Here is a 25,411-nt window from a genome sequence, read left to right as displayed (position 1 = left end):
GATGAAGCTTTAGATATGGCATTTAGAGCACTTTTAAATTGTCTTGAATTAAGTGGGGAACATTATAAGCATTTATCTTCTCCGGCTCGCGGATTGACAGATGAACAAATTAGATTAAGAGAGTATCGTTCATTTCCAAAGCAACCTTGGAAGGTTGCAAAAGAAATGCAAAATATACTTAGAACTTCAGACTTAAGTGGAATTCCAGGGTTTTACCTTGCTGAAGGAAAATATGGTCAGTTTTGGAGCATAAGCGGTTCAGAAGGGATTCTTATTCCTTTTAGAAATGTTAAAAATCAGATTGTGGGATTTCAATATCGCATTGAGAACCCTCCAAATGAAGTTAAAATTCAAGAGAGAAAACAAGGTATACAAGCTAACGTCATAAAACAGCCTAATCTTGTACAAGTGTCTTATGAAGGTGAAGTTTTATGGGAAAGGGAATTAGAGTTAGAAAAAAATGAAACCGTTATGTATGATTGCGAAATTGTTGGTTGGGTAAAATTAAGAAGAGGAAACCGCTTTTTTTGGTTAAGTTCTGCTAAAAAGAATAAAGGAACAGGTGCTGGAGCTGGGTATCACAGTCCGCTTCCTGTTCACGTTTCGATTCCCTCCTCTAAACTGAAGAATTGGGATGTTGGACATACATTATGTGCAAGCAGAGTATGGTTAGGAGAAGGAGGATTAAAAGGGGATATTTCGGTAGATCTTATAGAAAAACTGTATTATACGGAAGAGTTGGAGAATATCGGGACAACTTTTTTATCCCTTCCTGGTGTCAATGCTTGGAGATTAGCTCTACCTATTCTTAAGGAAATGAATGTCGATCAAGTTAACATTTGTTTTGATGCAGATGCAGTTAACAATGTATATGTCCGGCAACATCTTTTTGATTGTGCTAAACAACTTAAACTAGACGGATATAAGGTTCATATAGTTCTATGGAATTCTTCATTAAAAGGAATAGACGATTTGCTAATAAGTGGTGCTATACCAAGTATTAGAGAAATAAAATGATCTAATTGTTGTATTAAAAAAAGTTGTAAACTATATAAAAAAGTCATGAACTTTTAAAAATAAAGTTATAAACTGCTTGTTAGAAGTAAAAGGATGTTTGGTTTATGAAAAAAATATTTTGCTGTTAACCCTAAACTAATAATATTAACTGTACCTCTACTTTATTCGTGTAGGGGTTTTTTATAACTATTTTTTGCATAGAGCATGGATATGATTTATTTAATTCTTTTACTAATTAGAGAATAGAGAAGAGGTAATATTAAGTGATCTCAATTTTCTAACCATATAATGAATAAAATTTTCTAAAGTATTGTCGCGGGGTATTATTGTAATATTTAAAATTATTAAAAAATTTCCGACGTTTAGAGAGTTATTTTCTGTAGAGAAAATAGCTGTAACTACAGATTACATTAATAAACATCGAGACACAGATAAGAGAGTTTATTATAAGTAATCATTAGACACTATTATATTATTAATCTAAATCTATTGTATACTTACATTGCTCTTTGGCAATTATGTAACTAAGGAGTGTGGAGAAGATGAGAAAGAATGGAGTTAATTATATAGTATTATTTTCTTTTTTAATTTTAATATTTGTCTGTATATATAACGTTAAAGCAACTGGGAATACAGATGTAGATGAAATAACTAAATTATTGGAAGTAGCTCAAAAACAGGATATTAATGTAAATGAAATAAGAGCTTATATAAAAACACCGTATATTGAATTCGATGGAATAGATGAGGTATCTAATGCTGTGTCACAAATAATTAAAACGGAGAAAAATGTACATTGGACAGATGCAATTTCTTATGATGGACACTATCAAGTTATTGGAAAAAGGGTACGAGATTCCAAAGGTATAGAAGAAAGAATCATCATAACCTATTTTAGGTCGGGAAACAAATATAACTTGAGTAAAAATTTTGATGTTATTTTATATTCGAAAAATAATTCAAAAATAATTCTTTCAGAATTAGACTACTTGAAAAAAGAAGCCGATCAAAAATCATTTTATACAGTCATAGGTACAAAGAATTTAAAAGAAGACATTCAAAAAGAAGCTAAACTTTTATTAGATAGTTATAATGGAAAAAAAGTAGAAGGCTTAGTTGAGCAAAACTTCGTATCATTATCAGCATTCTCAAAGGAATTTAAGGAAAATATATCACTAGGAAAGAATAAATTGATGAATTTACATATAGGTATTAGGAAAGAAGACAGTCAGAGTAATAAAGCAACATATACTATTGCTACACCGGTTATTACAACTGAGTATTAAGCTTTTAATCTGCTTATCCTATAGTAAATGCAATCGATTATCAGATTTATTAAAGAGAAAGTTCAATTTGTATTAAAATAAATGATATTCTATTTTTCCAGGCATTTAAAAACAGTATTATCACAACCACACAAAAATTGAAATGACTGAACTAAATAACTTGATCAAAGATGGGGTATAAAAGATTAACAGAAATGATCAATTATGTTTGGGCAAAGCAAATACTACCTTCCAAATAAGGAATAGGTAGTACTTTTTTATTTGCTGCACTTTCTTAAGGTGGAAATATGCAATCTTATTAATCTTTTATCTTTAACAATCGTATTGCGTTTAAGATAACAATTAGAGCAGCTCCCGTATCGCTCAACACAGCAATCCATAGAGTAAGCCAACCAGGAAAAATAAAAGCTAATGCAACAAACTTAACGATTAAGGAAAACCAGATGTTTTGTTTAATAATTCTTAATGCCTTTTTGCTTAACTTAATTGTATGTGGAAGCTTTTCTAAATTATCGGCCATTAATACGATATCGGCAGTTTCCATCGCTGTGTCGGTACCTGCACCACCCATTGCAATGCCGAGATTAGCAGTTGCCAATGCTGGTGCATCGTTAATTCCATCCCCAACCATAGCTACTTTATAACCTTCGCTCTGCAACTTTTTAACACTGGAAACTTTGTCTTCAGGCAATAATTCTGCAAAATAACGATCTACTCCTGCTTCTGAAGCAATCATCTCTGCTGTTCCTTTGTTATCACCAGTTAACATTACTACTTGACTAATACCAACTTGTTTAATACCTTTTATAGCGGAGACAGTTGTTTGTCGTATTGTATCTGAAACAGCAATAATACCTAATATTTCTTTTTTAGTACCAATAATGACAACGGTTTTACCCTTATTTTGAAAGTCAATAACATTGTCTTTAACTCTACTCAATGGCGAGTTTATTTCCTCAAATAATTTTAAATTTCCGGCATAATGTACGGTATTTTCAATTGTTGCTTGAACACCTTTTCCAACGATACTTTTATACAGTTCTCCAGATTTCATTGGTATGCCTTTATCCTTAGAAAATTCAACGATTGATCTTGCAATAGGATGTGTTGAATAATCTTCTAGGGTACAAGCTATTGATAATAGTTCATTTTCTGAAATGTTTAATGCCAAGACCTCAGATACTTTAGGTTTTCCTTCTGTCAGTGTTCCGGTTTTATCAAATGCTATAGCATTTAAAGAGCCAGCTGCTTCTAAAAATGTGCCACCTTTTATTAGAACACCATTTTTAGCTGCATTACCAATGGCTGATACAATAGCAACAGGAGTAGAGATAACAAGTGCACAAGGACATGCCACAACTAAGAGTTCTAGGCCTTTGTAAAACCATTCTCCCCAAGTTCCAATATTGAGAAGGGGAGGTAAAACCATAACTAACAAAGCTAGTATAAAAACAATAGGTGTATAGATACTAGCAAACTTATCAACAAATGCTTGAGTTGGAGCTTTTTGTTCTTGTGCTTCTTCAACTAAGTGAATAATTTTTGCAATAGTAGTATCTTCAACTAGTTTAGTCACTTTTATTTCAAGAGAACCATTTTCGTTAATAGTACCAGCGAATACTTTATCACCAACTGCTTTATCAACCGGAATTGATTCCCCTGTTATAGGTGCTTGATTAACACTAGATTCACCATTAATTATTTCTCCATCCAGAGGAATTTTATCACCAGGTTTTACGACGAATACTTCTCCAATATCAATATCTTCAACTGGTTTTCTAACTAATTGTGAATCTACTTTAATCCAAGCCTCTGGTGGAGCTAAATCAATTAAATTACGGATAGAGTTTCTTGTTTGTTCAATAGATCTATTTTGTAAGAAGTTACCTAATGCGAACAACCAAACAACTGTAGCACCTTCTAACCACTCACCTATCAATGCTGCACCAATGGCAGCAACAGACATTAATACATTCATATCTAATGAACGACTTTTAATTGAATAATAAGCACTTCTAACAGGTTTATATCCACTTAACAACATTGCAATCGCATATAAAAAATTAGACATAATATCGTTAATTCCGGTATAGGATCCGATAAATCCAAGAGCAATCAATATTCCTGAGACAATGATAGTACCATTTTCATTTTTTCCTTTAGTTGTTTCAACGCTTCTTCGATTGTTTGAAAGAGGGGAAGCTTTAAAGCCTATTTTCGATACCTCATTTATTATAGCTTCTACACTGTTTTCGTGTTCAATTTGCATTTTACCTGTTGAAAAATTTACACTTACATTCTTAACTGTAGGAATAGTATTTAGGTGATTTTCGATGCTTTTTGCACAAGCCCCACAATCCATTCCTTCGATTGAATAAGATTTAATATTTGTATTTTGATTTAATGGTTCAATAGAATATCCTAGTTTTTGAACTTCACTTTCTACCCTATCTAAAGGAATATTTTCCTTTCCGATTAATTGTAGTTTTGCTGTACTGTAATGCACTTTTACTTCTTCAATACCGTTTATTCCACTTAACCCTTTTTCTATCGTTAATGCACAGGAAGGGCAATCCATTCCTTGAATGCGGTATTCTGTTTTGTTTGTGGATCTTCTTAGATCTAAATCGTGATTTTCTAATTTATTACTACAACAATTTGACTGAATTGTGCTTAATTCGGTATTAGGATCACTACTGCAACAAGTAGTTTTCTCATCAACTCTTTCATCAGCATTAACTTGGCTACTACAGCAGGTATCATCTTTTATTTTAACTAGAGTATCACCTTGTTTTGAAGAACTGCTACAACAACTATTCGTGTTATTTTGAGTAGCTAATTCTTTACTATTAGAACCACAACATTTCTCTGACATTACAACCACTCCTTATTCTATATGACGATCGCAACAAGCTACATCATTTTGAACGTCTGCTAGGACAACATCAAACATTGTAAGTAAATCTCTAACTTTTTCATTTCTTAAGCTATAATATATATATTTCCCTTCATGTCTACCCACGATAATTCCACAACCTTTTAAGCAAGCTAAATGTTGAGAAATATTAGATTGGTTCCCTTTTAATTCTTCTACTATTTGTGATACAGTCTTTTCTTGTTCTGTAATGCACTCAAGAATCTGTATACGAGTTTTATTTGAAAAACCGTTTAAGAATTTTACCTTCATATCCACATCAGTTTTTAGCAATAAATTAACCTCCATTCACATTAGACAATACTAATATGTTTTGATATCATCATATTAGCAACATCTAATATATTGTGTCAAACTTATGAAGCAATCTGACAGAAATTTTTGAAAGTTTTTTGAAATGTTTATAGGAGACTAAATAAATAATAAATAAGATGTTAGACTGTTGTTGCTATAGTAGTTTCAAAAATAACCTAAACAAATTCAAGAGGTGTAAAGATGGCAAAAAGTAAAAGTTCACCATTTAAAATTGCAGTTATTATAACTATAGGCATTTTTGTATTATTTTCGGCTTTGGTTGTACTAACTAATATGAAACCGGAATCTAACGGAGGAACATCATTTAAAAAACAACCCACAATTGAGGGACAACCAATATTGGGACAATCGGATGCTTCAGTTTCTGTTGTTGAATTTGGGGATTTTAAGTGCCCTTCTTGTAAAGCATGGGGGGAAACTATATATCCTCAGTTAGTAAAGGATTACGTTGATACGGGTAAAGTAAAATTCTCCTTTATTAACACATTATTTCACGGTGAGGAATCACAACTTGGTTCATTAGCAGCAGAAGCAGTATTTGAACAAAGTCCTGGTTCTTATTGGGAATTCCATAAGGCCCTTTTTGAAGCACAGCCAAGCGAGGATCACGATTCCTTATGGATAACTAATGAAAAAATATTAGAAGTGGCAAAAAATGTTCCAAACATTGATCTAAATCAGTTGAAAACAGATTTAGAACAAGAAAAACAATTAGCAGAACTTGATAAGGATACTAAATTAGTAGAAGAGTTCAAAGTTCAACAAACACCAAGTATAATGGTAAATGGAACTATGCTTGAGGATCCGTTTGATTATGAAAAGATAAAAAGTCTAATAGATACAGAGTTAGAAGGTAACTAAGATGACTCAAATAAAGAAAAATAATGAACAGTTATTATTATATATAGCTTGGTTTGTTTCTATTGTGGCTACCCTTGGTAGCCTTTATTTTAGTGAGATTCGTGGATTTATCCCCTGTGAACTTTGTTGGTATCAAAGAATTTTAATGTACCCACTTACATTGATCCTTGGAGTAGGCACATTTCAGAATGATTCTACCGTAAAGAAGTTTGTACTTCCGATGTCAATAGTCGGTGGTTTCGTTTCTTTAATGCATTATTTGGAGCAGAAAGTTCCGGGATTCGGGGGAATAAAACCTTGTGTGAATGGTGTTCCTTGTAGTGCGGAGTATATCAATTGGTTTGGTTTTATTACCATACCATTTCTAGCATTAACTGCATTTTCGATAATTACAGTTTTAATGATTCTTATAATTGTTAAAAATAAAGGTGATAAGTAATTATTAAAATGCATATTTGGAGGAATTTATTTGAAAAAGTTATCAATTCTATTATTTTTGGTGTTTCTAGTATTCTCATCGTCTGTTTCGGCACATACTGGATTAGAGAAGTCTTTCCCATCAGATGGACAAATTATAACAGATGAACTTCAAGAAATCACTTTAGATTTTGCGACGAAAATTGAAAAAGGTAGCACTTTTAATCTAATATTTGAGGACAGTAGCGAAGTTCCAATCGAAAATATTCAAATCGGAGAAAATAGGTTATCGACTAATACAATTGAAACATTAAAGAATGGAAATTACACAGTTAATTGGAAAATCGTTGGAGCTGATGGACATCCAATTGAAGGTGAGTTTAAATTTGTTGTTGCAAATGAAAATAATGAACTAAATGATGCAAATAACATAGAAGATGAATCGAATGGACCATCAACTACAACAGAAGAAGGAAACTCAAATGAAACACCTTCTACAGCAAAAGAAGAAACAACAGTTTCAGAGGAAATAGAAGAAAGCAACGAGTCGAATACAATTATACCAATTGTTATCGGAATACTATTATTGATTGGTATTGGAACAACAATTTTGCTCTTAAGAAAAGGTAAAAAATGATATACATTCTTTATGTAACAGAAACATTATTATATTTATGTTTTTCTATCTTATTAGGTAGCTTTATTATTCAGTTGGTTCCAGAGAATAGAAAACCTAAAATTAGTATTGATAAACGATGGCTTCAGCTCTCTATTCTTTGGATTGTCTTTTTATCTTTAATGCCCATTATTCAATTGATTGTATTATTTTATGGGGAAATAGGGCTGGCACTTACTATCCAAAACATATTTTCATCTTTTGAGCTAGGTAAGGCATGGACATTTACATTACTTATTACAATTTTCTTTTATTTATTTGTTTCGATCTTTCCTGTCTTGAATAATAGACGATACACAATTATATCTATATTATTCACTTTGTTTCTTATTTTAACAATAAGTTGGGCAAGCCATCCGGCTTCTCTTACAGAGTGGTCAGGATTCATTTACCACTTTATTCATTTTACAGCAGTAAGTGTTTGGGTTGGAACTTTACTTGTAGTTAGCTGGTTTTCGAAAACTGATAAGAATTGGTTGCCCTTTTTGAAGTGGTTCACACCTGTGGCCATGGTTTGTCTTGGTTTAACAATAGTAACTGGATTCTTTATTATGACATTAATTGTTGATCTTAAAGACTATACTAATTCTTGGACGATTAATTATGGTCAATCATTATTAATTAAACATATCATTATAGTACCAATTTTTATATTTGCTTTTATAAATGGTATTTGGGCGAAGAAAATGATTAAAACAGATAAAAATTTCAATCCTATACCTTGGGTAAAAGCTGAAAGTTTTATATTAATCCTTATATTTGCAGCAACTGGGGTTTTGGGTCAACAAGAACCGCCTCATGACATCGAAACAACAGTTAAAAGTAGTGGATTATCACCACTTTTTGAACTCGTTTATAACGGGAATTTGCAATCACCGATAAATATTCAATTTGGTTTTAATTTAATGAATATTTCATTGTTTATATTGTCTTTGTTCTTTTTGTTCATTGTATTATTAGCTTTTTTAAGAAAAGCACCTGCGATTGTTTCGTTCTTAATGAGTTTGTTATGTGCTATTTCATTATATTTTGCTTTAATGTCAGGTATTAGTTAAAAACTTATGAAAAGAATAACAGGATAAAAGAGTACTTAACAATATCAAAGGTTAGTACTCTTTTTTTGTGTAAAAATTCACTTCATTCAAATGATTGTTTGAATATGCATTAAAAAGGGGTATACTATAATCAAGTGAATATTTGAATGAAAAGAGGATGATAGTAATGATTAAGAAAGATACTTGTGAAATTTATTGTTATGATGAAGCAAAAGTCAATAGAATCCAAGCTGAATTGGCGAAAGAGGATATAGCTAGTGTTGCCCAATTATTTAAAGCACTTGCAGATGAGAACAGAGCAAAAATTTCTTACGCCTTAAGCCAAGATGATGAGTTATGCGTTTGTGATATTGCAATTATCATTGGTTTTAACTGTTGCGACAGCATCCCATCACTTACGAACTCTTCATAAACAAGGGATTGTTAAGTACCGCAAAGAAGGTAAATTAGCGTTTTATTCGCTGGATGACGAACATATTAAGCAGTTAATTGTTATTGCTTTAGCTTATAAGAAAGAGGTGAAGGCAAGTGTCTGATCAACAAACAAAGCTCTCTGAAAAAGAAATGAAAACATACCGTGTTCAAGGATTCACTTGTACCAATTGTGCAGCTATTTTTGAAAATAACGTCAAAGAATTACCGGGAATTCAGAACGCTAAAGTAAACTTTGGAGCATCAAAAGTTTATGTTCAGGGGAATACAACAATTGAGGAACTAGAAAAAGCAGGAGCATTTGAAAATTTAAAAATCAGGGATGAAAAAGAACAAAGAGTAGAAAGTGAACCTTTCTGGAAACAAAAAGAAAACATTAAAGTTTATATTTCAGCAATATTGCTTGTTGTTAGTTGGTTTTTAGGGGAGCAATATGGAGAAGAGAATATTCTTGCGACAATTGGTTATGCAGCATCCATTTTAACTGGTGGATATTCGCTATTTATTAAAGGACTAAAGAATCTAACCAGATTACAGTTCGATATGAATACCCTAATGACTATTGCGATTATCGGTGCTGCGATAATTGGTGAATGGGGCGAAGGGGCAACCGTTGTTATCCTATTCGCTATCAGTGAAGCATTAGAGCGTTATTCGATGGATAAAGCTCGTCAATCCATTGAATCATTGATGGAAATTGCACCAAAAGAAGCGTTAATTCGTCGTGGGAATGATGAAATAACGGTTCACGTTGATGATATTCAAGTAGGAGATATTATGATCGTAAAACCTGGTCAAAAATTAGCGATGGATGGATTAGTTGTAAAAGGTACATCTACGTTAAATCAGGCGGCTATTACAGGTGAAAGTGTTCCAGTAACAAAAACAATTGATGAAGAAGTGTTTGCAGGAACACTGAATGAAGAAGGAATACTAGAAGTTAAAGTAACAAAACGAGTGGAAGATACTACACTTTCCAAAATCATCCACCTCGTCGAAGAAGCTCAAGCAGAACGTGCACCATCTCAAGCTTTTGTTGATAAGTTTGCGAAATACTATACACCAGCTATTGTAATTTTAGCTCTTTTAATTGCTGTGATTCCTCCGTTATTTGGTGGAGACTGGAGCGAATGGGTTTATCAAGGTTTAGCTGTATTAGTTGTTGGTTGTCCGTGTGCCTTGGTTGTTTCAACTCCTGTCTCAATTGTAACAGCAATAGGAAATGCAGCGAAAAATGGGGTTTTAATTAAAGGTGGTATCCATTTAGAAGAAGCAGGAGCTCTTAAAGCCATTGCTTTTGATAAAACAGGAACATTAACAAAAGGCGTTCCAGCTGTAACCGACATAGTGATGTATGCTGGAAATGAAAATGAAATGATGACCATAACTGCAGCAATTGAAAAAAGTTCACAACATCCTCTTGCTTCAGCCATTATGAGAAAAGCAGAAGAAAATGGATTGAACTTTAATGATGTGACGGTCGAAGATTTCCAATCTCTTACTGGTAAAGGTGTAAAAGCCAAAGTAAATAATGAAATGTATTATGTAGGAAGTCCAAATCTTTTCAAGGAATTACACGGAAGCATTGAAAGTGAAAGAAATCAAAAGATTACTGAAATGCAGACTCAAGGAAAAACCGTGATGGTTTTAGGAACGGAAAAAGAGATCCTTTCATTAATTGCTGTAGCAGATGAAATGAGAGAATCATCAAAACTAGTCATAAATAAATTAAACAAAATGGGAATTGAAACGGTAATGCTGACTGGTGATAACGAACGTACAGCAACAGCCATCGGGGAACAAGTTGGTGTTTCTGATATTAAAGCTGATTTATTACCTGAAGATAAACTTAATTTTATTAAAGAACTTCGTGGAAAACATCAAAGTGTAGCAATGGTCGGGGATGGTGTGAACGATGCACCAGCACTTGCAGCTTCAACTGTAGGTGTAGCTATGGGTGGTGCAGGAACTGATACAGCGTTAGAAACGGCTGATATCGCATTAATGTCTGATGATTTAAATAAATTGCCATATACAATCAAATTGAGTCGTAAGGCTTTAACCATTATTAAACAAAATATTACCTTCTCTTTAGCAATTAAATTATTGGCATTATTCTTGGTTGTGCCTGGCTGGTTAACTTTATGGATTGCAATATTTGCCGATATGGGAGCAACATTACTTGTAACTCTAAACAGTTTAAGACTATTGAGAGTTAAGGAATAAAATAATAATTTTTTTAGAAATATAAACATAGTGTATATCTTAAATATAATTCTTAAATTAAAGGTTCCTTTCGGGACCTTTTTTACTGAAAAATCACATGAGAGTTACTGCAGTTTTCACTATATTTTTTTAAAAACATTTCGAAGGATCGATCTATTTTCCACAAACTCTTCTATATTTTTAAAAATATATAGGATAATTTTTTAAAATCGTCATTTATAACTGAATATGTTAGATAGGACTATTTATTTAATATAATCTTTAAGGATTTCAAATTTATAAGCATTTTATAATGGTAATAAAATGCTATCCATACTAATCAACAAATATTTATATTTTGTATAAAAACTTACATTTTTAATTTTTTTGTAAAATTTTTTTCGCTTTCTTTCAAATTATTCTCTTAATAAAATTTTACTAATATAGATTTTGCCAAAAAGTATTACTTTATATTTAAAAATAAATTAGTTAATTAGTTATATTTGTATACGATAAGGGGTCTAAAGGTAATTGTAAAGGAAATATTAAGCTGGATAGATAATCTAACTACGCTGTTGACAAAAAAAATAGCTCAATTACAATCCAATTTGTAAAGTTTTCTGTGGTAATAAAAGGAAAAAATTACAAAATATATCAAATTTGAAACCTATAGTAATATTGTCCTATAATAATTGGAGGTGATCTAACAGGATCTAATAAAATATTTTTTTAGTGGTTTGAAAACTTATTTCTTGTGATTTAAAATTTCAAATTTGAGAGGAGAATTTTTATTATGGCAGATGATACTTTGTATAAATTATCGTATTTAAGTAAGTTAGGGGAATTAAAAGAAAGGTCTCCACAAGTAGCGCAAAAGTTTATGCAGTTTGAGCATGAAGTATTTAATAATGGTGAAGTACCAACTAAGACAAAAGAGTTAATTGCTATAGCTGTTGCTCATACAACTGGTTGTCCTTATTGTATTGAAGCTCATGTTGCTAAATATAAAAAACTAGGTGGAACAATGGAAGAAGTAATTGAGGCGATTGCTGTTGCAGCTGCACTTAAAGCTGGTGCTGCAATTAGTCATAGTGTAAATGCAATTAATGCTTTTGAGAGAAACTAATATAATTTTGAGAGGGAATTATATATGATTCAAACTAGTTTAAATAAGGATATTAAATATTCCTCTTTAATAGATTTATTGAATGAAAATGTTAAAAAGCACCCACATAAAGTAGCATATAGATACTTAAATGATGAAGAAGAACAATCGATTTCATATGAGCAATTACTGATAAAATCAAAAAGAATTGCAACTTATTTGCAAAAACAAGGGTATTATGGGAAACGAGCATTAATTATGTATCCCTCGGGTTTAGAATATATCACAGCATTTTTAGGATGTCTATATGCGGGTGTCATTGCAATACCTGTATATCCTCCTACCCTAAGTAGAAATATGGATAGAATAAGAAGTATTTTAATAGATGCTTCAACCAACATTATTCTTACCACTTCACAGCTATACGCCAAAGTAGTAAAACATTTTAATGAGGAAACGACCTCAATGGACATAAAATGGGTTTGCATTGACGAGATAGTACTCCCACAACCAGATCAATGGACACAACCAAAAGCTAATGGAGATTCCATTGCATTTCTACAATACACATCAGGATCTACCTCAGCACCAAAGGGTGTTATGATCTCACATCGAAATATTCTATATAACGAAGAAATGATAAAACAAGCATTTAATAATGATGAAAACACAATTGTTTTAGGGTGGCTACCTCTATACCATGATATGGGTTTAATAGGGAATATACTTCAACCATTGTTTTTAGGTGGAACAAGTATTTTAATGTCCCCATAGGTGGAACAAGTATTTTAATGTCCCCAATGGATTTCTTACAAAAACCATATAGATGGCTTGAAGCAATTTCAAAGTACAAAGCCACAGTTAGTGGTGCACCTAATTTTGCATATGAACTATGTGTAAAAAGGTTTCTGAGGAACAGAAAAATCAGATTGATTTAAGTTCCTGGAGGGTAGCATTTAATGGTGCAGAACCTATAAGATATGAGACTTTAGAAAATTTTTCTTCAGCTTTTAAGGTGTGTGGATTTAAAGAAAATAGTTTTTATCCGTGCTATGGAATGGCTGAAGCTACTTTGCTTATCTCGGGTGGTAATAGTAATGACTATCCAATTATTAAAAACTTTGATTCGCAATCCTTAAAAAATAACAAAGTACAAGAGTCAATTGAAACCCGTGAATCTTCTGTGATAGTGAGTTGCGGAAAAACCAGCATGGACCAAGAGATCAAGATAGTTAACCCAGAGACAAACAACCTTTGTTCAGAAAATGAAGTAGGTGAGATTTGGGTTAATGGTCAAAATGTTGCAAAAGGTTATTTCGGAACAGGGGACAATGAGAATTTTAATGGACTTATAAATGGTAATAATACGAAGAAGTATCTGAAAACTGGTGATCTAGGATTTATTCACGAAGGTCAATTGTATATAACAGGGAGATTAAAAGATGTCATTATCCTAAGGGGAAAAAACTATTATCCCCAAGATATTGAATTAACAACTGAAAAAGCTCATATTGGAGTTCGTGAAGGTTGTAGCGCTTCCTTTTCAATAACTAAAGATAATGAAGAGAAACTAGTAATTGTTGCAGAAGTCGAAAGAACGTATAGACCAAGAGGATCTAATCAACAAAATGAAAAGCTAGATGATAATAATATTTTAAAGAGTATTCGTAAGAAAGTGATGGAAGATCACAGTGTACAACCATATTATATATGCTTAATAAAGACGGGCTCTATTCCAAAAACTTCTAGTGGAAAAATTCAAAGGAATGCTTGTAAACATGAGTTTCTTAATGATGAATTAGAGATCTGGTATACCGATAAAAAAGAGTAGATATGATTTTTGAAAGGATATGTTTCTGTGGTAAATAGATTTAACACAATAATAGTTGGAGCGGGTCAGGCCGGATTAGCTATGGGGTATTATCTTAGAAATAGTTCTAACTCATTTATTCTATTAGATAATCACGCTAGAGTTGGGGATTCTTGGCGTTTCCGTTATGACTCTCTAAAATTATTTACACCTCGATCATTCAGTGCACTACCAGGTATGGAATTACCAGGTAATCAAGAAGGTTATCCAACAAAAGATGAAGTTGCTGATTACTTGGAAAAGTACGCTCAACAATTTAAGTTACCTGTAAAACTCAATACAAAAATTACAAAAGTTACTAAACATGATGGTGACTATCACATTGTTACAAATTCTGGTGAAGAGTTTTTATCTAAGAATCTTATAGTTGCTACAGGGCCTTTTCAAAAGCCTTTTATACCTAGTTTTAGTGAAGAAATACCAAATGAGATTTTCCAAGTTCATTCTGCAAGCTACGAAAATCCTTCTCAACTAAAGGAAGGTGCGGTGTTGATTGTTGGAGGCGGCAACTCGGGAATGCAAATTGCAACTGAATTAACCTCCACAAAGAGAGATGTGAATATTTCGTTAGGAAAGAAGCCTAAGTTCTTACCATATGAAGTACTCAACAAAAGTATTTTTTGGTGGTTCAATGTACTCGGAATCTCAAAACTTACTGTACATTCAAAATTGGGTCAAATTCTTAAAAAGAATGATCCTATCATTGGTAAGGAAGTAAAACCTTTGATTAAAGAAGGTAAAGTAAAGATATATCCAAGAACTGCTGGCTATCGGGATGGAAAAATCCATTTTGATAATGGTAAAGATATGCAACCTCAAAATATTATTTGGGCTACTGGATTTGTACCTGATTATGATTGGTTAGATATATCAAATATTTTTGATAAAAAAGGACTACCTATTCACGAAAGAGGAGTAACAAAGGAACCGGGTTTATTTTTTTAGGACTATCGTGGCAATATAGAAGAGGATCGGCATTATTACTGGGCGTTGGAGAAGATGCTAAATACTTAGTAGGAAATTTGAAAAGCAGTTGAACTTTGGAGGTAAATATGGAGAAACAAGAAATGTTAAAGGTTATTCAAAATTCAATCACATCTTTTACGCCATTAAAAGCTGAAAATATTACTTTAACTAGTGATATGTCAGGAGATTTAGCACTCGATTCTGCTGACCGTGTAGAACTAGTTTTGGATTTAGAAGAAAAATTTAAGATTAAAATACCTCAAGATGATTATAGCTGGTGCAAGACAATAGACGACTTGATTACCCTTATAAACAAAGTCAAAAATTCTCAGGAGGTAACACAATGAATTTAGCTAAACAGTTACGCGATTTAGGATTAAACCCACTTAATACTTTAGTAGGTAGCTCCCATGATTTATACAAATTGCCTTTTGATACTGTTAATCAGTATAAAGGAAGTATCATTGCTGAGAATTTTAAGCACCATTATGAAAATAATGAGTTTTATAGAGATGTGTGTAAGAAAAAGCAAGTAACTCCAGATGACATTAAAGGTTTCGATGATTTAGTTAAAATACCTCTGATTCCAGTACAAACGTTTAAACAATGTGATTCTCATCTATTAATGACTTCTAAGTTGAATGAAGTTGAATATGAGATGCGTAGCACTGGAACAAGTGGTATTCCAAGTGTTTCTAGACGTGACAAAATAACGGTTGATAATGCTTTTGAAAGTGTTGTATCTACTTATAGAGAATTTTTCCAAATTTCAAGAGGTATGGGATTATTCCTCTTTCCTCCGACTGAAGAGATGCCGGAAATGGGTATGGTTAAAGCACTAAATATATTTAATGGTTTACTTGATGGTGCACAAAATGTTGTGAAACGTATTACATTTAACCCTGAGAGGGCAGTAGAATTACTTAATTCGTGGGAAGGAAAACATACTCGTCATTTAGTTGGACCTCCTTTCTTAATTTATAAACTTATTAAACATTGTATGGACAATAATATTAAATTAAATTTAGAAAAGAAAAGTTATATTATAACTTTAGGTGGATGGAAGAGATTTACTGGTGAAGAGATTCCAAGAGAAGAGTTTAATAAACTTTGTAATGAATATTTAGGTGTTGAAATAAATAATGTTCGTGATATGTATGGTTTAGTAGAAGCTAATATGCTTGCAGTTGAATGTGAACATCAAGAAAAGCATGTTCCACCATGGGTTCATTTATCGCTAAGAAATCCTCGAAATGTTTTAGAAGAAGTAGAGTATGGTGAACGTGGTGTAATTGCTATATATGATCCAACTTGTACCTCGTATCCAGGATTTGTGCTTACTGAAGATGTAGGTTATTTACGTAAGGATACAGAATGTGAATGTGGAAGAAATGGACAAAAGTTAGTGTATATTTCACGTATGCCAGGTGTTGAGGTAGGTTGCTGTGCTATTAACTTAGAGAAGTTTATAGAAGAGAAAGAAAAGCAAGTGGTTTTGTCAGGAGGAGAGTAAATGTTTAATGACATTATCTGCGAGCATTTTATGAACCCAAGAAATATAGGTGAAATGGAGAATCCACATTATGTAGTTGAGATTGGAAATCCTATTTGTGGTGATACCGTTCATATGTTTTTGCAAGTAGAGGAAAAGCGAATTACTAATGTATCATACAAAGCTTATGGATGTTCTACTTCAATTGCAACTGCAAGTATTATATCAGAAGTAATAAAAGAAAAAGAATTTGAAGAGCTTGCTTCCATAACTCGTGAAGAAGTTATAGAGTGGTTAGGTGAACTAGAACCATCTCAATATCATTGTATTGACATTGGTTTAAGTATTTTGTCTAAATGTGCTAATCCGACACAAAAAAGTCTTGAGAAAAAAGAATTTCTAGTAGAAGGTGAAGGTGCATTTAGGTGATAAATAAGGGTACTATTTATCTTGATTACAATGCTACTACACCACTTGATCAAGATGCATATCTGGCAATGGTTCCTTATTTAACGAATTTTTATGGCAATCCATCTAGTATATATAATCTAGGTAAACAGGCAAAAAATGCAATATCTGAAGCTAGAAAGAATGTTGCATATTTAATGAATGCGGAAGAAGAAGAAATTATCTATACCAGTGGAGCTTCTGAATCAAATTCTACTATATTAATTGGAATTGCACTTAAGAACTTAGATAAAAAGCATATCATTACAAGTGCTATTGAACATCCTGCTATTTTACAGGCATGTAGGTTTCTTAAAGAATTCTATGGATTCACAATTACAGAGTTACCGGTAAATTCCAATGGTGTTGTTGAAGTAGATGATGTATTGAAAGCTATAAATGACCAAACTTGTCTAGTAACGATCATGATGGTAAATAATGAAGTTGGTTCAGTACAGCCTATTGAAGAAATAGGTAGGATCTGCTATGAATACGGAATTCATTTTCATTGTGATGCTGTTCAAGGAGCAGGTAAATTAGATATTGATGTCAAACAGATAAAGATTGATAGTCTCTCTATTTCGGCACATAAAATATATGGACCTAAAGGTATAGGATGTCTCTACATAAGAGATGGTATAGAAATATTCCCCCTCATTCATGGTGGTTCACAAGAAATGGGAATTCGTTCTGGAACAGAAAACGTACCTGGTATTATTGGATTTGGAGTTGCAGCAAAAGTTGCAAAACTGAATTTAATAGCAAATTATCAGCATATAGTTGAGTTAAGAGATACATTTCTGGAAGAATTAAAATGCCTTCCTGATTGGTCAATTAATGGGAGTTTAAATAGCTCCGTTCCCTCTACTTTAAATATAAAGTTTTCTGGTATAAGGGGAGAGGCATTAGCAGCTGCACTAAATCAGTTTGGAGTATGTGTTTCTATATCCTCAGCTTGTAGCTCATCTTCCTCAAAATTGTCATATGTCCTTAAAGCTATGGGGAAGTCAGATGACGAAATTCGAAGTTCAGTAAGAATTAGTTTTGGTAAATATACAACTCAATTAGAGCTCATTGAGGCTGTAAATGTAATATCTAAACTTGTGACACAATTAAGACATGTCTCAAGCAAATACTCTCCTATAAAAGAGGAGAGTGTGCATATCGGATAATGGAGAAAATAAAAACTCTCGTTAATATATGCGAGAGTTTTTTGTATTTATAATTTACATTGGGGTTAATTCGAATTAGAAATTTCAACATGCTTCTCTTTTTTTCTTTGTTTTTTGAAAATTGAGAGTGTCATAGTAATAAGTGAGCCTATGCCAATATAGATGAGTATAGTTAAATATTCTTTAACATTATTATTATCGAAGAAAAATATTCCTCTAAGCCCTTCAACACTAAATTTTAATGGGATCCATGAATATAGTAACTCTTTAGTTGAGTTTGGTAAAAATTCAGTAGGTAAATTCAATACTGGGATTGAAAATAAAAACATTAATAAGATAAATGGTGCAGCTATAACTCCAATCCAATTGAATAATGTATTTTGTAACAAAAAGAATACAAAACCACTAAGAAGAAGGAATAAAAATGCGTCTTCCATATTAGGAATACTTACATCTAAAATGTATTTTGCAAACAGTAATATAGAGGACACTATAACTAAAATAAATAATAAGCCACCAATTAATTGACTTATGACAGAGGATAAATTTATTTGAGAATTCGTTGTTTTCTTCAAAGTTATGAAAAGTATTAAAGAACAAATAAATATCGAAAGCCATAGGATTTGTGTAAATAAAACTGGTGTATTTCCATTGGCTGTATGGGTATCCACATTATTTATTACTTCCTTTTTTATTAACAATGGATTGATCACTTGTTCAATTTTTTCAGGAGGTAGTGATAAAGATTGAGCTTGTAATTGACTAAATATAATAGATTGTATCTGACTATTCATATCCATTCCAATTTGATCGATTATTTGGCTGACTGTATTGGATGCCGTGTAATTCATTCCTTCGTTAATAATTACTTCAACTTGAGGTTGTTGTTGACTAGGTTGAAGTATTGAAGCGATATTTAGGGATGTATTTTCGGGTATTACAATTGCAGCATAATAGGCTCTATCATTCATTTTACTTAATGCTTCTTCTTTGCTTTGTACAATACTCCATTTAAAGGGAATTTCCTGATTGGTTATTAAATTCTCTTTAACTGTTTCACCGAAATTTAATGTATTATTTGGTGATTTAACGCCTTTATCTTCGACTACTAATGCAATAGGCAAATCATTTGGTTTAGGATCTACAGTTGAGCCCATGAAACCAATCATAAATATGCTAACTACAATAGTTATACCTAAAAGTCCACCCCAATAGATTTTTTGAGAAAAGAATTTTTTAAACACTTTCATAATTATCAACCCTCCAAAAATAATCAACAAATTGTTGTATAAATAACTAAATGTTATTTATAATTTCATTATAATTACCATAGCTTGATACTCAATAATCAATTTTCTTAGATTTATCTGATATACGACAAATTCAGGGGATATGTCTAGTAAATGAGAATTTATTTTTAGGGGGAGTAGTATCATTGCCAACAAAAACGGATTTAAGAATAATACGTACAAGAAAGTTCATTAAGGAGGCATTTCTAGATTTAATTCGAACCCAAGGGTATGAATCAATAACCATACAAAATATTGCTGATAGAGCATTGGTAAACCGGGCCACATTTTATCTGCATTATAAAGATAAACAGGATTTATTGGATCAATTAATTATTGAGATATTTGTTCAATTAGCTGAGGCTATTAAGCCTTGTAGGTATGTTCAAAATAAAATGGTGAAACTTACAAACTTCCAGTCAATGATAGAAACAATCCTAGTTCAGATTGTTGAAAATAGAAAGTTTTTTAAAGTAATGATGATTGAAAATGGAGTTAATGGGTTTAATACAAAAATGCAGGATGTAATTAAAGATAAGTTTAAAGAAGAGTTTTTATCTCATGGACTTGATGAAAAATCAATTGGTATTAATCCAGAATTATTCACCACCTTTATTTCATCAGCTTTAATTGGTGCGATAGGTTGGTGGCTAAAGGAAGATTTACAATATTCTACTAAGCAATTAGCTGCGCATATAGTTAATTTATGTTCTATGGGTCCTTTAGGAACAGCTGGTTTTCAAATTATTGATTAAATGTAGTCTTGAGATATTTAAGATTTGTTGCTATTAAAAAGGATTTCACCAAAGGAGTGGTTAAAATGCCAGTATATAATAAACTTGTTAGAGATAAAATCCCGCAGCTTATTGAAGAAGATGGCAAGCTTTGCAGTATCCAAAAGCTTAATCAATTACAATATCTTCAAGCACTGAAAAGTAAGCTTGAAGAAGAGGTAAGTGAGTATATACATTCGGGAAACGATAATGACTCTATTGAGGAACTAGCGGATATTGTTGAAGTAATATATTCATTAGCTAAAATTCATGGGAAGAGTTTTAAAGAAGTAGAAGAGTTTAGAGAAGCAAAATTTAAAGAACGTGGTGGATTTGAAGACAAAGTGTTATTAGTTGAAGTTTTTGATTAAGAAAGATTTATTACTAGGTAACTATAAATTGCTTTACAAAGAAAAAATACATCTTCTTTAGGTATCATGGTAAAGAACATTGTTTGCATAGCAAAATTATAACGGAGATACTAGAAAGTAAATGTGGAAGCGCTTGACATCTTCATCTAGGAAAAACTTTAATTAGAATATATTTAGAAGGAAAATTTATACCGCTTAATTTACCTGTTTAAAAGCCACACTCTTTATCGAGATAAAACAGTTTGAAACGGCTGGTGAAGTTTAAGGACACTTTTTCACTCTTCAAAATTCAATTGGTGTATCACAAAGCCTAGATTAAATAGAAGTTGTTCTGAAATGGATTTTGTGCTTGCGCACTTATCAAATTTTTCAATCTTTTTGTTTGCCCAATGTAGAGAACGAGTGTTACAGAATACATTTAACTGCTAAAGTTTCACTATCAGCTTTCAAAACCTCTTCAGAGTAGGAAATGTTTGTAACGTTATATATGAACATTACTTCTCTTGAGTTTACGTATTTCTTAGTTACGATTGATATGATAGTCGAAGCAGTTAATAATTTGTGGTTATAAATACAAGCGGCCCATATATTAATGATTGTAGTATTTTTAAAGCTAGAGAATTTCACAGAGATTATACAGATGAGAAATATTTCAAGGAGATTCACTCTTGGTTTGGTGTTCATGCAGTAAATGGGAGTATAGTTGAACTTAAGGGTTTTATCAAGAGAGTTCGTTTTTTTAGTATAGGGTCATCTAATAGGTATAATATTAAAGGGAGTTTTCCATAAGGCTAAATTTAAACAATAGAAAAGCTGAAGAGGCGGATCTAAAAAGGTTTAGATTGAAGATCTAATGAAATTCGTGGTATTGAGGTAATATAATTTAACGAAATTAAGCACGAGATTGATCTTCTGTATTTCACAGAAAAGAAGAGACTGAAAATATCTCTTTAAACTCTGATCCACCGGTATCGATCTTAACCAATTAAAAAAACTGCATTTGTAAGCAGGGAATGGGCGACGGTGGTTACTCCGAGACAGATCGGGGTAATTACTGTGTTTGTAACAAGAGATGAATTAGATACCATGATCGCGTTTTGCTGCTTTAGTCGTTTAAAGAAATAGCAGAAATAAAACGACTAGCCCACCCTGTCATTTGGCCATGCATATGAAATGAGTTTAAATTTAAAAAGTATGTTTATTATTCAGCCTAAAACTCAATCTTTATTTTTTGTGATCCATGTACTTTTTTGCCATTTTGGTCAAAAACGTCGCTTGTTGTGATTTCAATCCACTTGAGATCATCAACTGATTTTTCAACGATAAAGCCTAGATTCCCTTTTTTACTGGCCTTACCTTCGAGTTCACCATTTAATTCTTCAAGATAAATATCTTTTTCCCAATCAAACTTTTCACCAGTGCTTGTCTCTAACAGAGCAATCGGGGTAAAATTAACGTTTTCTGAGGATGTATTCTCAATTTCCACAAACATTTTAACAAAATCAAATTCCTCATCATGTGTTAATACTTGAAAATAATCTATCAGACTATAATCAGGCTTTAAGTGAATTAATTTCATATCCTTTATATCAAGTTGAACAGGTCCAATCTTATGTGTTGTATCAACGTAATTTATTGCCTTTAATGTTGCTTCACCCTTTTCATCCGAAACAGTTTGACCGGCTTTTCCCAGTGAACGATCATCAGTTACTTGAGGATTTGAATAATAATCACTTAAATAATCAGTAGGTATATCTTCCTTTTTCACAAGTTCAGTAGCATCGTTAGAACAACCAACTAAAAATAAAGATAAACATAATAAAAGAGCAATTATTTTTCCCATGAAGACCCCTCCATCCTTTTAAAAAAGAAGGGCCGACTTTTGGAGCTCGTCAAACCCTTCAACTTGTTTTGTAATTATTTATCGTTTATCACCGTTTTATTTTTTCTATCTAAAATGTCAAAAATAATTTTTGCGTGGTCTGTGTTTTCAATTTGTCCTGCAAAACGGTTAGATGAAGGTCCAAATGCATACACAGGCACGTCTTCACCAGTGTGTCCACCAGTTGTCCAACCTGTGTTAGAGCGTTGGTCAAAGATCTTTTCAATTGCATTATCAATATCTGTTACATTATCTCCAGCATCTTTTACTGATTGAATTTCCTCATTTGTTAAATCAAGGTCAATATAATTTTTTAACGTCTCTTCTACAGACGCACCGTTTGCAATTTCTTGTGCCATGAAGTCAGGTGTACGTTTGGCTGCTTTTATCGGCTCACCAAACCAGTTATAAATTCCATTAGCACCGATTGAATATCCACCAGTTGAGTGGTCAGCTGTTGCAACAACTAACGTGTGCTTATCCTTTTTTGCAAATTCGATTGCTGCAGCAAATGCTTTTTCAAAGTCTTCCATTTCACTCATTGCACCAACGATATCATTGTCATGTCCGGCCCAGTCGATTTGGCTTCCTTCAACCATCAAGAAGAAACCATCTTTGTCTTGGTTTAAACGCTTAATTGCAGAAGTTGTCATATCTTCTAATGAAGGGATGTCCTCTGTACGATCAAGCAGTTTTGGCATTCCACGCTCAGCAAACAATCCTAGAACTTGTCCACTTTTATCCTTTTGTAACTCTTCTTTGTTTGTTACATAGCTAAATCCAGCCTTTTGAAATTCTTCAATAAGGTTACGATCTTCACGAGCAAATAAATCTGTTCCTCCTCCTAGAAGAACGTCTACTTTATGTTTACCATTTACTAACTCATCAAAATAATCGTCTGCGATTGCATTCATATTCTGACGGCTTTCATCATGAGAACCAAATGATGCAGGTGTAGCATGAGTAATTTCAGATGTAGCAACTAATCCTGTCGCTTTTCCTTTTGCTTTAGCAGCCTCTAAAACTGTCTTCACTTCAGAACCATCATTGTCAACTGAAATGGCATTATTGTAAGTTTTAATACCAGCAGACATGGCTGTTGCAGCTGATGCAGAATCAGTTATATTTTGTTTTGGATCTTCAGGGTAAGTCATTTGTTGACCTACTAAATATTTATCAAGCTCTGTACGGTCAACAAATTTACTATCAGGACTATCTTTTAGATAACGGTAAGCAGAAGTATATGAACCTCCCATCCCATCTCCAATTAAAAATATAACATTTTTTATTTCAGCATTATTAGTTTTGACTGTTTTTGCCTCAGCAGTAGAAAACGTACTACCTAAACTTCCAAGGACAACAGTAGACATAACAGCTATTGGGAATAGCTTCTTCTTAAATTTCCTATTTAGCATTTGTTTTTACCTCCTTATTTTTGACTAACAAATGCGATTATAGGTAACTAGTTTTAAGGTATCTTTAAAGAGATGTAATTGTATTGTAAATGAATAAAACAAGTTAATTAGACTTATTTATTTAAAAAAGCAGTAATGTAGAGCGTTTACATTTTTCCTTTTATAGGTGTTTGTATCTATCAGGGTAATAAAAAATGGAACAACGAAGGATTATTTAACAATTTTCTAGTATTTTTTTAACAATAAACACTTTACAATACTTTTGCGTTAATGAAATAAAATTTACATTTATTCAGCTTTTTAATCCTAGTTTACTAAAAAGAGGTAGTGTGAAGCAGATAGGGTATTAATAAAAGGGGACTGCTCACATAAAAGATGTAGTGAATCTTATCAAAAATTCTTACGTATAGGATGGATGGCGTGAGTTGCTGACATAGTATCTGGCGTAGAAGGCACTGATACCACGAACAGCTTTATTGAAACTTAAAGTTTTTTCTATGTTCATTTCTTTATTTTTTATAAAAGTATAATAGATTGGTAATTATTTAGATAAAGGATTTAAACAAGAGTGAGATAAACAGTGTCTAAACAAAGCAAATCAACGTTTTCTGATTTTGTTAATAGAGATCGTTTTGAACTAAACTCTTATGTTGCATATTTGATCCATCAAGCTGTTGCAGAACATTCTAAAGATGAAAAGCGACCTTGTTCATATGTTATGGTGAACAAGGTCGCTTACTTTTGTCATAACACCTCTGTTAATCTGCTTAGTCAACGGCAAGCAAATGTTATCGTCAATTACAAAATCTAGTTTGATTTGTATTGGTAATTGCTGATTTTCCGGAATTATCTTCCCCAACAATTACATTAACCCCTCATCTTCAGCAATTAAAAAGCTTATGTTGGAGATTTAGTACCAATTTAAAATAAGTAAACTATTATCCAATTATATAAAATAGTGAACAGCTTAAAAGGAAGGGAAGGAAGCTCCCTATTGATTAATTTCGTATATAATATCTAATAACACAAGTAAATATGAGTAGTTGTTGAAACGTCTCAAATCCTTGGTAACATTTGATTTTGACGTTTTTTTATTAGGTCAGGAACGAACGATAAATGTTATTAACACCTCTTGGAGTATGAAACACTATTTTCAACTTTATCCATATCTTTTTCTTCCTCAATCGGACCAAATTAACCGGTATAGTCCAGGCTGCACAATTATGTGAGTATTTTGTGGATCACTACATAACATTTGAACACGTTTATAAGAGTGACCTGCTACCATCAAACGCTGAAGGATGATCGAATTGATGCATGAGAGGAAAATTATAACAGAAACAGCACTACCCGGGATTGTATGGAGAAATCGGAGGGAGGTACATTACAGTAGTTATGGATAAGGAAGCAAGCCTATAAAAAATAAGATT

The 25,411-nt window shown here is 32.4% G+C and carries 22 protein-coding genes and 2 pseudogenes; 19 read left to right on the top strand and 5 right to left on the bottom strand.

Going from position 1 to position 25,411, the window contains the following annotated elements; genetic code table 11:
• Nucleotides 1-15 precede the first annotated feature (15 nt).
• Both AC0L8O_RS27185 and AC0L8O_RS27180 read left to right on the top strand, forming a co-directional pair.
• The gene (locus AC0L8O_RS27185; RefSeq protein ID WP_473449812.1) at nt 16-1,017 is read left to right on the top strand and encodes a DUF3854 domain-containing protein; all 1,002 of its coding nucleotides are present in this window, start codon (nt 16-18) and stop codon (nt 1,015-1,017) included.
• A 542-nt stretch (nt 1,018-1,559) separates the two neighbouring features.
• Nucleotides 1,560-2,303: a YwmB family TATA-box binding protein gene (locus AC0L8O_RS27180; protein ID WP_251683004.1), complete on the top strand. Its 744-nt coding sequence runs from the start codon at nt 1,560-1,562 to the stop codon at nt 2,301-2,303.
• A 298-nt stretch (nt 2,304-2,601) separates the two neighbouring features.
• On the opposite strand, the gene AC0L8O_RS27175 is transcribed toward AC0L8O_RS27180, so the two are convergent.
• Both AC0L8O_RS27175 and AC0L8O_RS27170 read right to left on the bottom strand, forming a co-directional pair.
• The gene (locus tag AC0L8O_RS27175; protein ID WP_251683003.1) at nt 2,602-5,178 is read right to left on the bottom strand and encodes a heavy metal translocating P-type ATPase; all 2,577 of its coding nucleotides are present in this window, start codon (nt 5,176-5,178) and stop codon (nt 2,602-2,604) included.
• Nucleotides 5,179-5,190: 12 nt separating this feature from the next.
• Nucleotides 5,191-5,490 carry an ArsR/SmtB family transcription factor gene (locus AC0L8O_RS27170; protein ID WP_372496281.1) on the bottom strand — a complete coding sequence of 100 codons (300 nt, stop codon included), beginning with the start codon at nt 5,488-5,490 and terminating at the stop codon, nt 5,191-5,193.
• A gap of 243 nt (nt 5,491-5,733) precedes the next feature.
• Between AC0L8O_RS27170 and AC0L8O_RS27165 the strand changes: the two genes are divergently transcribed.
• The 14 genes and pseudogenes from AC0L8O_RS27165 to AC0L8O_RS27100 all read left to right on the top strand — a co-directional run bounded on the left by AC0L8O_RS27165 (nt 5,734) and on the right by AC0L8O_RS27100 (nt 18,251).
• Entirely contained in the window at nt 5,734-6,414 is a 681-nt protein-coding gene (locus tag AC0L8O_RS27165; protein WP_251683001.1) for a DsbA family protein, read from the top strand.
• Nucleotide 6,415: 1 nt separating this feature from the next.
• Nucleotides 6,416-6,853, top strand: a complete 438-nt coding sequence (locus tag AC0L8O_RS27160; RefSeq protein ID WP_251683000.1) for a disulfide oxidoreductase — start codon at nt 6,416-6,418, stop codon at nt 6,851-6,853.
• A gap of 30 nt (nt 6,854-6,883) precedes the next feature.
• Nucleotides 6,884-7,468, top strand: coding sequence for a copper resistance CopC family protein (locus AC0L8O_RS27155; RefSeq protein ID WP_251682999.1), 585 nt, complete (start codon nt 6,884-6,886; stop codon nt 7,466-7,468).
• Nucleotides 7,465-8,562, top strand: a complete 1,098-nt coding sequence (locus tag AC0L8O_RS27150; RefSeq protein ID WP_251682998.1) for a copper resistance D family protein — start codon at nt 7,465-7,467, stop codon at nt 8,560-8,562. The genes AC0L8O_RS27155 and AC0L8O_RS27150 overlap by 4 nt, the downstream gene beginning before the upstream one ends.
• Before the next feature lie 166 nt (nt 8,563-8,728).
• Nucleotides 8,729-9,098: pseudogene (locus AC0L8O_RS27145) on the top strand (ArsR/SmtB family transcription factor).
• 28 nt (nt 9,099-9,126) lie between these two features.
• Nucleotides 9,127-11,220: a heavy metal translocating P-type ATPase gene (locus AC0L8O_RS27140; RefSeq protein ID WP_285844064.1), complete on the top strand. Its 2,094-nt coding sequence runs from the start codon at nt 9,127-9,129 to the stop codon at nt 11,218-11,220.
• A 772-nt stretch (nt 11,221-11,992) separates the two neighbouring features.
• On the top strand, nt 11,993-12,325 hold the full coding sequence (locus AC0L8O_RS27135; RefSeq protein WP_251682995.1) for a carboxymuconolactone decarboxylase family protein: 333 nt from the start codon (nt 11,993-11,995) through the stop codon (nt 12,323-12,325).
• 24 nt (nt 12,326-12,349) lie between these two features.
• Nucleotides 12,350-13,078: an AMP-binding protein gene (locus AC0L8O_RS27130; RefSeq protein ID WP_251682994.1), complete on the top strand. Its 729-nt coding sequence runs from the start codon at nt 12,350-12,352 to the stop codon at nt 13,076-13,078.
• A gap of 118 nt (nt 13,079-13,196) precedes the next feature.
• Nucleotides 13,197-14,135: an AMP-binding protein gene (locus tag AC0L8O_RS27125; RefSeq protein ID WP_473449808.1), complete on the top strand. Its 939-nt coding sequence runs from the start codon at nt 13,197-13,199 to the stop codon at nt 14,133-14,135.
• Between the two features lie 81 nt (nt 14,136-14,216).
• Nucleotides 14,217-15,211 (top strand): annotated as a pseudogene (locus AC0L8O_RS27120) (flavin-containing monooxygenase).
• A gap of 15 nt (nt 15,212-15,226) precedes the next feature.
• On the top strand, nt 15,227-15,487 hold the full coding sequence (locus AC0L8O_RS27115; protein WP_251682991.1) for an acyl carrier protein: 261 nt from the start codon (nt 15,227-15,229) through the stop codon (nt 15,485-15,487).
• Nucleotides 15,484-16,653: a LuxE/PaaK family acyltransferase gene (locus tag AC0L8O_RS27110; protein ID WP_251682990.1), complete on the top strand. Its 1,170-nt coding sequence runs from the start codon at nt 15,484-15,486 to the stop codon at nt 16,651-16,653. The genes AC0L8O_RS27115 and AC0L8O_RS27110 overlap by 4 nt, the downstream gene beginning before the upstream one ends.
• A complete protein-coding gene (locus AC0L8O_RS27105; protein WP_251682989.1) occupies nt 16,654-17,061 on the top strand; it encodes an iron-sulfur cluster assembly scaffold protein in 408 nt (135 codons plus the stop codon).
• Nucleotides 17,058-18,251 carry a cysteine desulfurase family protein gene (locus tag AC0L8O_RS27100; protein ID WP_251682988.1) on the top strand — a complete coding sequence of 398 codons (1,194 nt, stop codon included), beginning with the start codon at nt 17,058-17,060 and terminating at the stop codon, nt 18,249-18,251. The genes AC0L8O_RS27105 and AC0L8O_RS27100 overlap by 4 nt, the downstream gene beginning before the upstream one ends.
• 65 nt (nt 18,252-18,316) lie before the next feature.
• Here the strand turns inward: AC0L8O_RS27100 and AC0L8O_RS27095 are convergent, their stop codons facing one another.
• Nucleotides 18,317-19,501 carry a YhgE/Pip domain-containing protein gene (locus AC0L8O_RS27095; protein ID WP_251682987.1) on the bottom strand — a complete coding sequence of 395 codons (1,185 nt, stop codon included), beginning with the start codon at nt 19,499-19,501 and terminating at the stop codon, nt 18,317-18,319.
• 185 nt (nt 19,502-19,686) lie between these two features.
• Here AC0L8O_RS27095 and AC0L8O_RS27090 point away from each other — a divergent pair, with 185 nt between their 5' ends.
• Nucleotides 19,687-20,295 carry a TetR/AcrR family transcriptional regulator gene (locus AC0L8O_RS27090; protein WP_251682986.1) on the top strand — a complete coding sequence of 203 codons (609 nt, stop codon included), beginning with the start codon at nt 19,687-19,689 and terminating at the stop codon, nt 20,293-20,295.
• 65 nt (nt 20,296-20,360) lie between these two features.
• Entirely contained in the window at nt 20,361-20,684 is a 324-nt protein-coding gene (locus tag AC0L8O_RS27085; protein ID WP_251682985.1) for a nucleoside triphosphate pyrophosphohydrolase, read from the top strand.
• 1,210 nt (nt 20,685-21,894) lie between these two features.
• Here AC0L8O_RS27085 and AC0L8O_RS27080 read toward each other — a convergent pair.
• Together AC0L8O_RS27080 and AC0L8O_RS27075 are read right to left on the bottom strand one after the other, a co-directional pair.
• Entirely contained in the window at nt 21,895-22,527 is a 633-nt protein-coding gene (locus AC0L8O_RS27080; RefSeq protein WP_251682984.1) for a hypothetical protein, read from the bottom strand.
• A 74-nt stretch (nt 22,528-22,601) separates the two neighbouring features.
• Nucleotides 22,602-23,981 carry an alkaline phosphatase gene (locus AC0L8O_RS27075; RefSeq protein WP_251682983.1) on the bottom strand — a complete coding sequence of 460 codons (1,380 nt, stop codon included), beginning with the start codon at nt 23,979-23,981 and terminating at the stop codon, nt 22,602-22,604.
• Between the two features lie 580 nt (nt 23,982-24,561).
• On the opposite strand from AC0L8O_RS27075, the gene AC0L8O_RS27070 reads away from it, so the two are divergent.
• Nucleotides 24,562-24,792, top strand: a complete 231-nt coding sequence (locus AC0L8O_RS27070) for a hypothetical protein (protein WP_251682982.1) — start codon at nt 24,562-24,564, stop codon at nt 24,790-24,792.
• Nucleotides 24,793-25,411 lie beyond the last annotated feature (619 nt).

Source organism: Metabacillus sp. KJ11-3 (genome assembly GCF_055808295.1).
The sequence above is the reverse complement of the archived record's forward strand: the minus strand, read 5'-3'. Positions and strand labels throughout refer to the sequence as shown.

Bases quoted from the DNA above. Each gene is read 5' to 3' on its own strand.
- AC0L8O_RS27185 (WP_473449812.1), top strand. From the start codon at position 16: ATGGCATTTAGAGCACTTTTAAATTGTCTTGAATTAAGTGGGGAACAT.
- AC0L8O_RS27180 (WP_251683004.1), top strand. From the start codon at position 1,560: ATGAGAAAGAATGGAGTTAATTATATAGTATTATTTTCTTTTTTAATT.
- AC0L8O_RS27175 (WP_251683003.1), bottom strand. From the start codon at position 5,178: ATGTCAGAGAAATGTTGTGGTTCTAATAGTAAAGAATTAGCTACTCAA.
- AC0L8O_RS27170 (WP_372496281.1), bottom strand. From the start codon at position 5,490: ATGAAGGTAAAATTCTTAAACGGTTTTTCAAATAAAACTCGTATACAG.
- AC0L8O_RS27165 (WP_251683001.1), top strand. From the start codon at position 5,734: ATGGCAAAAAGTAAAAGTTCACCATTTAAAATTGCAGTTATTATAACT.
- AC0L8O_RS27160 (WP_251683000.1), top strand. From the start codon at position 6,416: ATGACTCAAATAAAGAAAAATAATGAACAGTTATTATTATATATAGCT.
- AC0L8O_RS27150 (WP_251682998.1), top strand. From the start codon at position 7,465: ATGATATACATTCTTTATGTAACAGAAACATTATTATATTTATGTTTT.
- AC0L8O_RS27140 (WP_285844064.1), top strand. From the start codon at position 9,127: ATGAAAACATACCGTGTTCAAGGATTCACTTGTACCAATTGTGCAGCT.
- AC0L8O_RS27135 (WP_251682995.1), top strand. From the start codon at position 11,993: ATGGCAGATGATACTTTGTATAAATTATCGTATTTAAGTAAGTTAGGG.
- AC0L8O_RS27130 (WP_251682994.1), top strand. From the start codon at position 12,350: ATGATTCAAACTAGTTTAAATAAGGATATTAAATATTCCTCTTTAATA.
- AC0L8O_RS27125 (WP_473449808.1), top strand. From the start codon at position 13,197: ATGTGTAAAAAGGTTTCTGAGGAACAGAAAAATCAGATTGATTTAAGT.
- AC0L8O_RS27115 (WP_251682991.1), top strand. From the start codon at position 15,227: ATGGAGAAACAAGAAATGTTAAAGGTTATTCAAAATTCAATCACATCT.
- AC0L8O_RS27110 (WP_251682990.1), top strand. From the start codon at position 15,484: ATGAATTTAGCTAAACAGTTACGCGATTTAGGATTAAACCCACTTAAT.
- AC0L8O_RS27105 (WP_251682989.1), top strand. From the start codon at position 16,654: ATGTTTAATGACATTATCTGCGAGCATTTTATGAACCCAAGAAATATA.
- AC0L8O_RS27095 (WP_251682987.1), bottom strand. From the start codon at position 19,501: ATGAAAGTGTTTAAAAAATTCTTTTCTCAAAAAATCTATTGGGGTGGA.
- AC0L8O_RS27085 (WP_251682985.1), top strand. From the start codon at position 20,361: ATGCCAGTATATAATAAACTTGTTAGAGATAAAATCCCGCAGCTTATT.
- AC0L8O_RS27080 (WP_251682984.1), bottom strand. From the start codon at position 22,527: ATGGGAAAAATAATTGCTCTTTTATTATGTTTATCTTTATTTTTAGTT.
- AC0L8O_RS27075 (WP_251682983.1), bottom strand. From the start codon at position 23,981: ATGCTAAATAGGAAATTTAAGAAGAAGCTATTCCCAATAGCTGTTATG.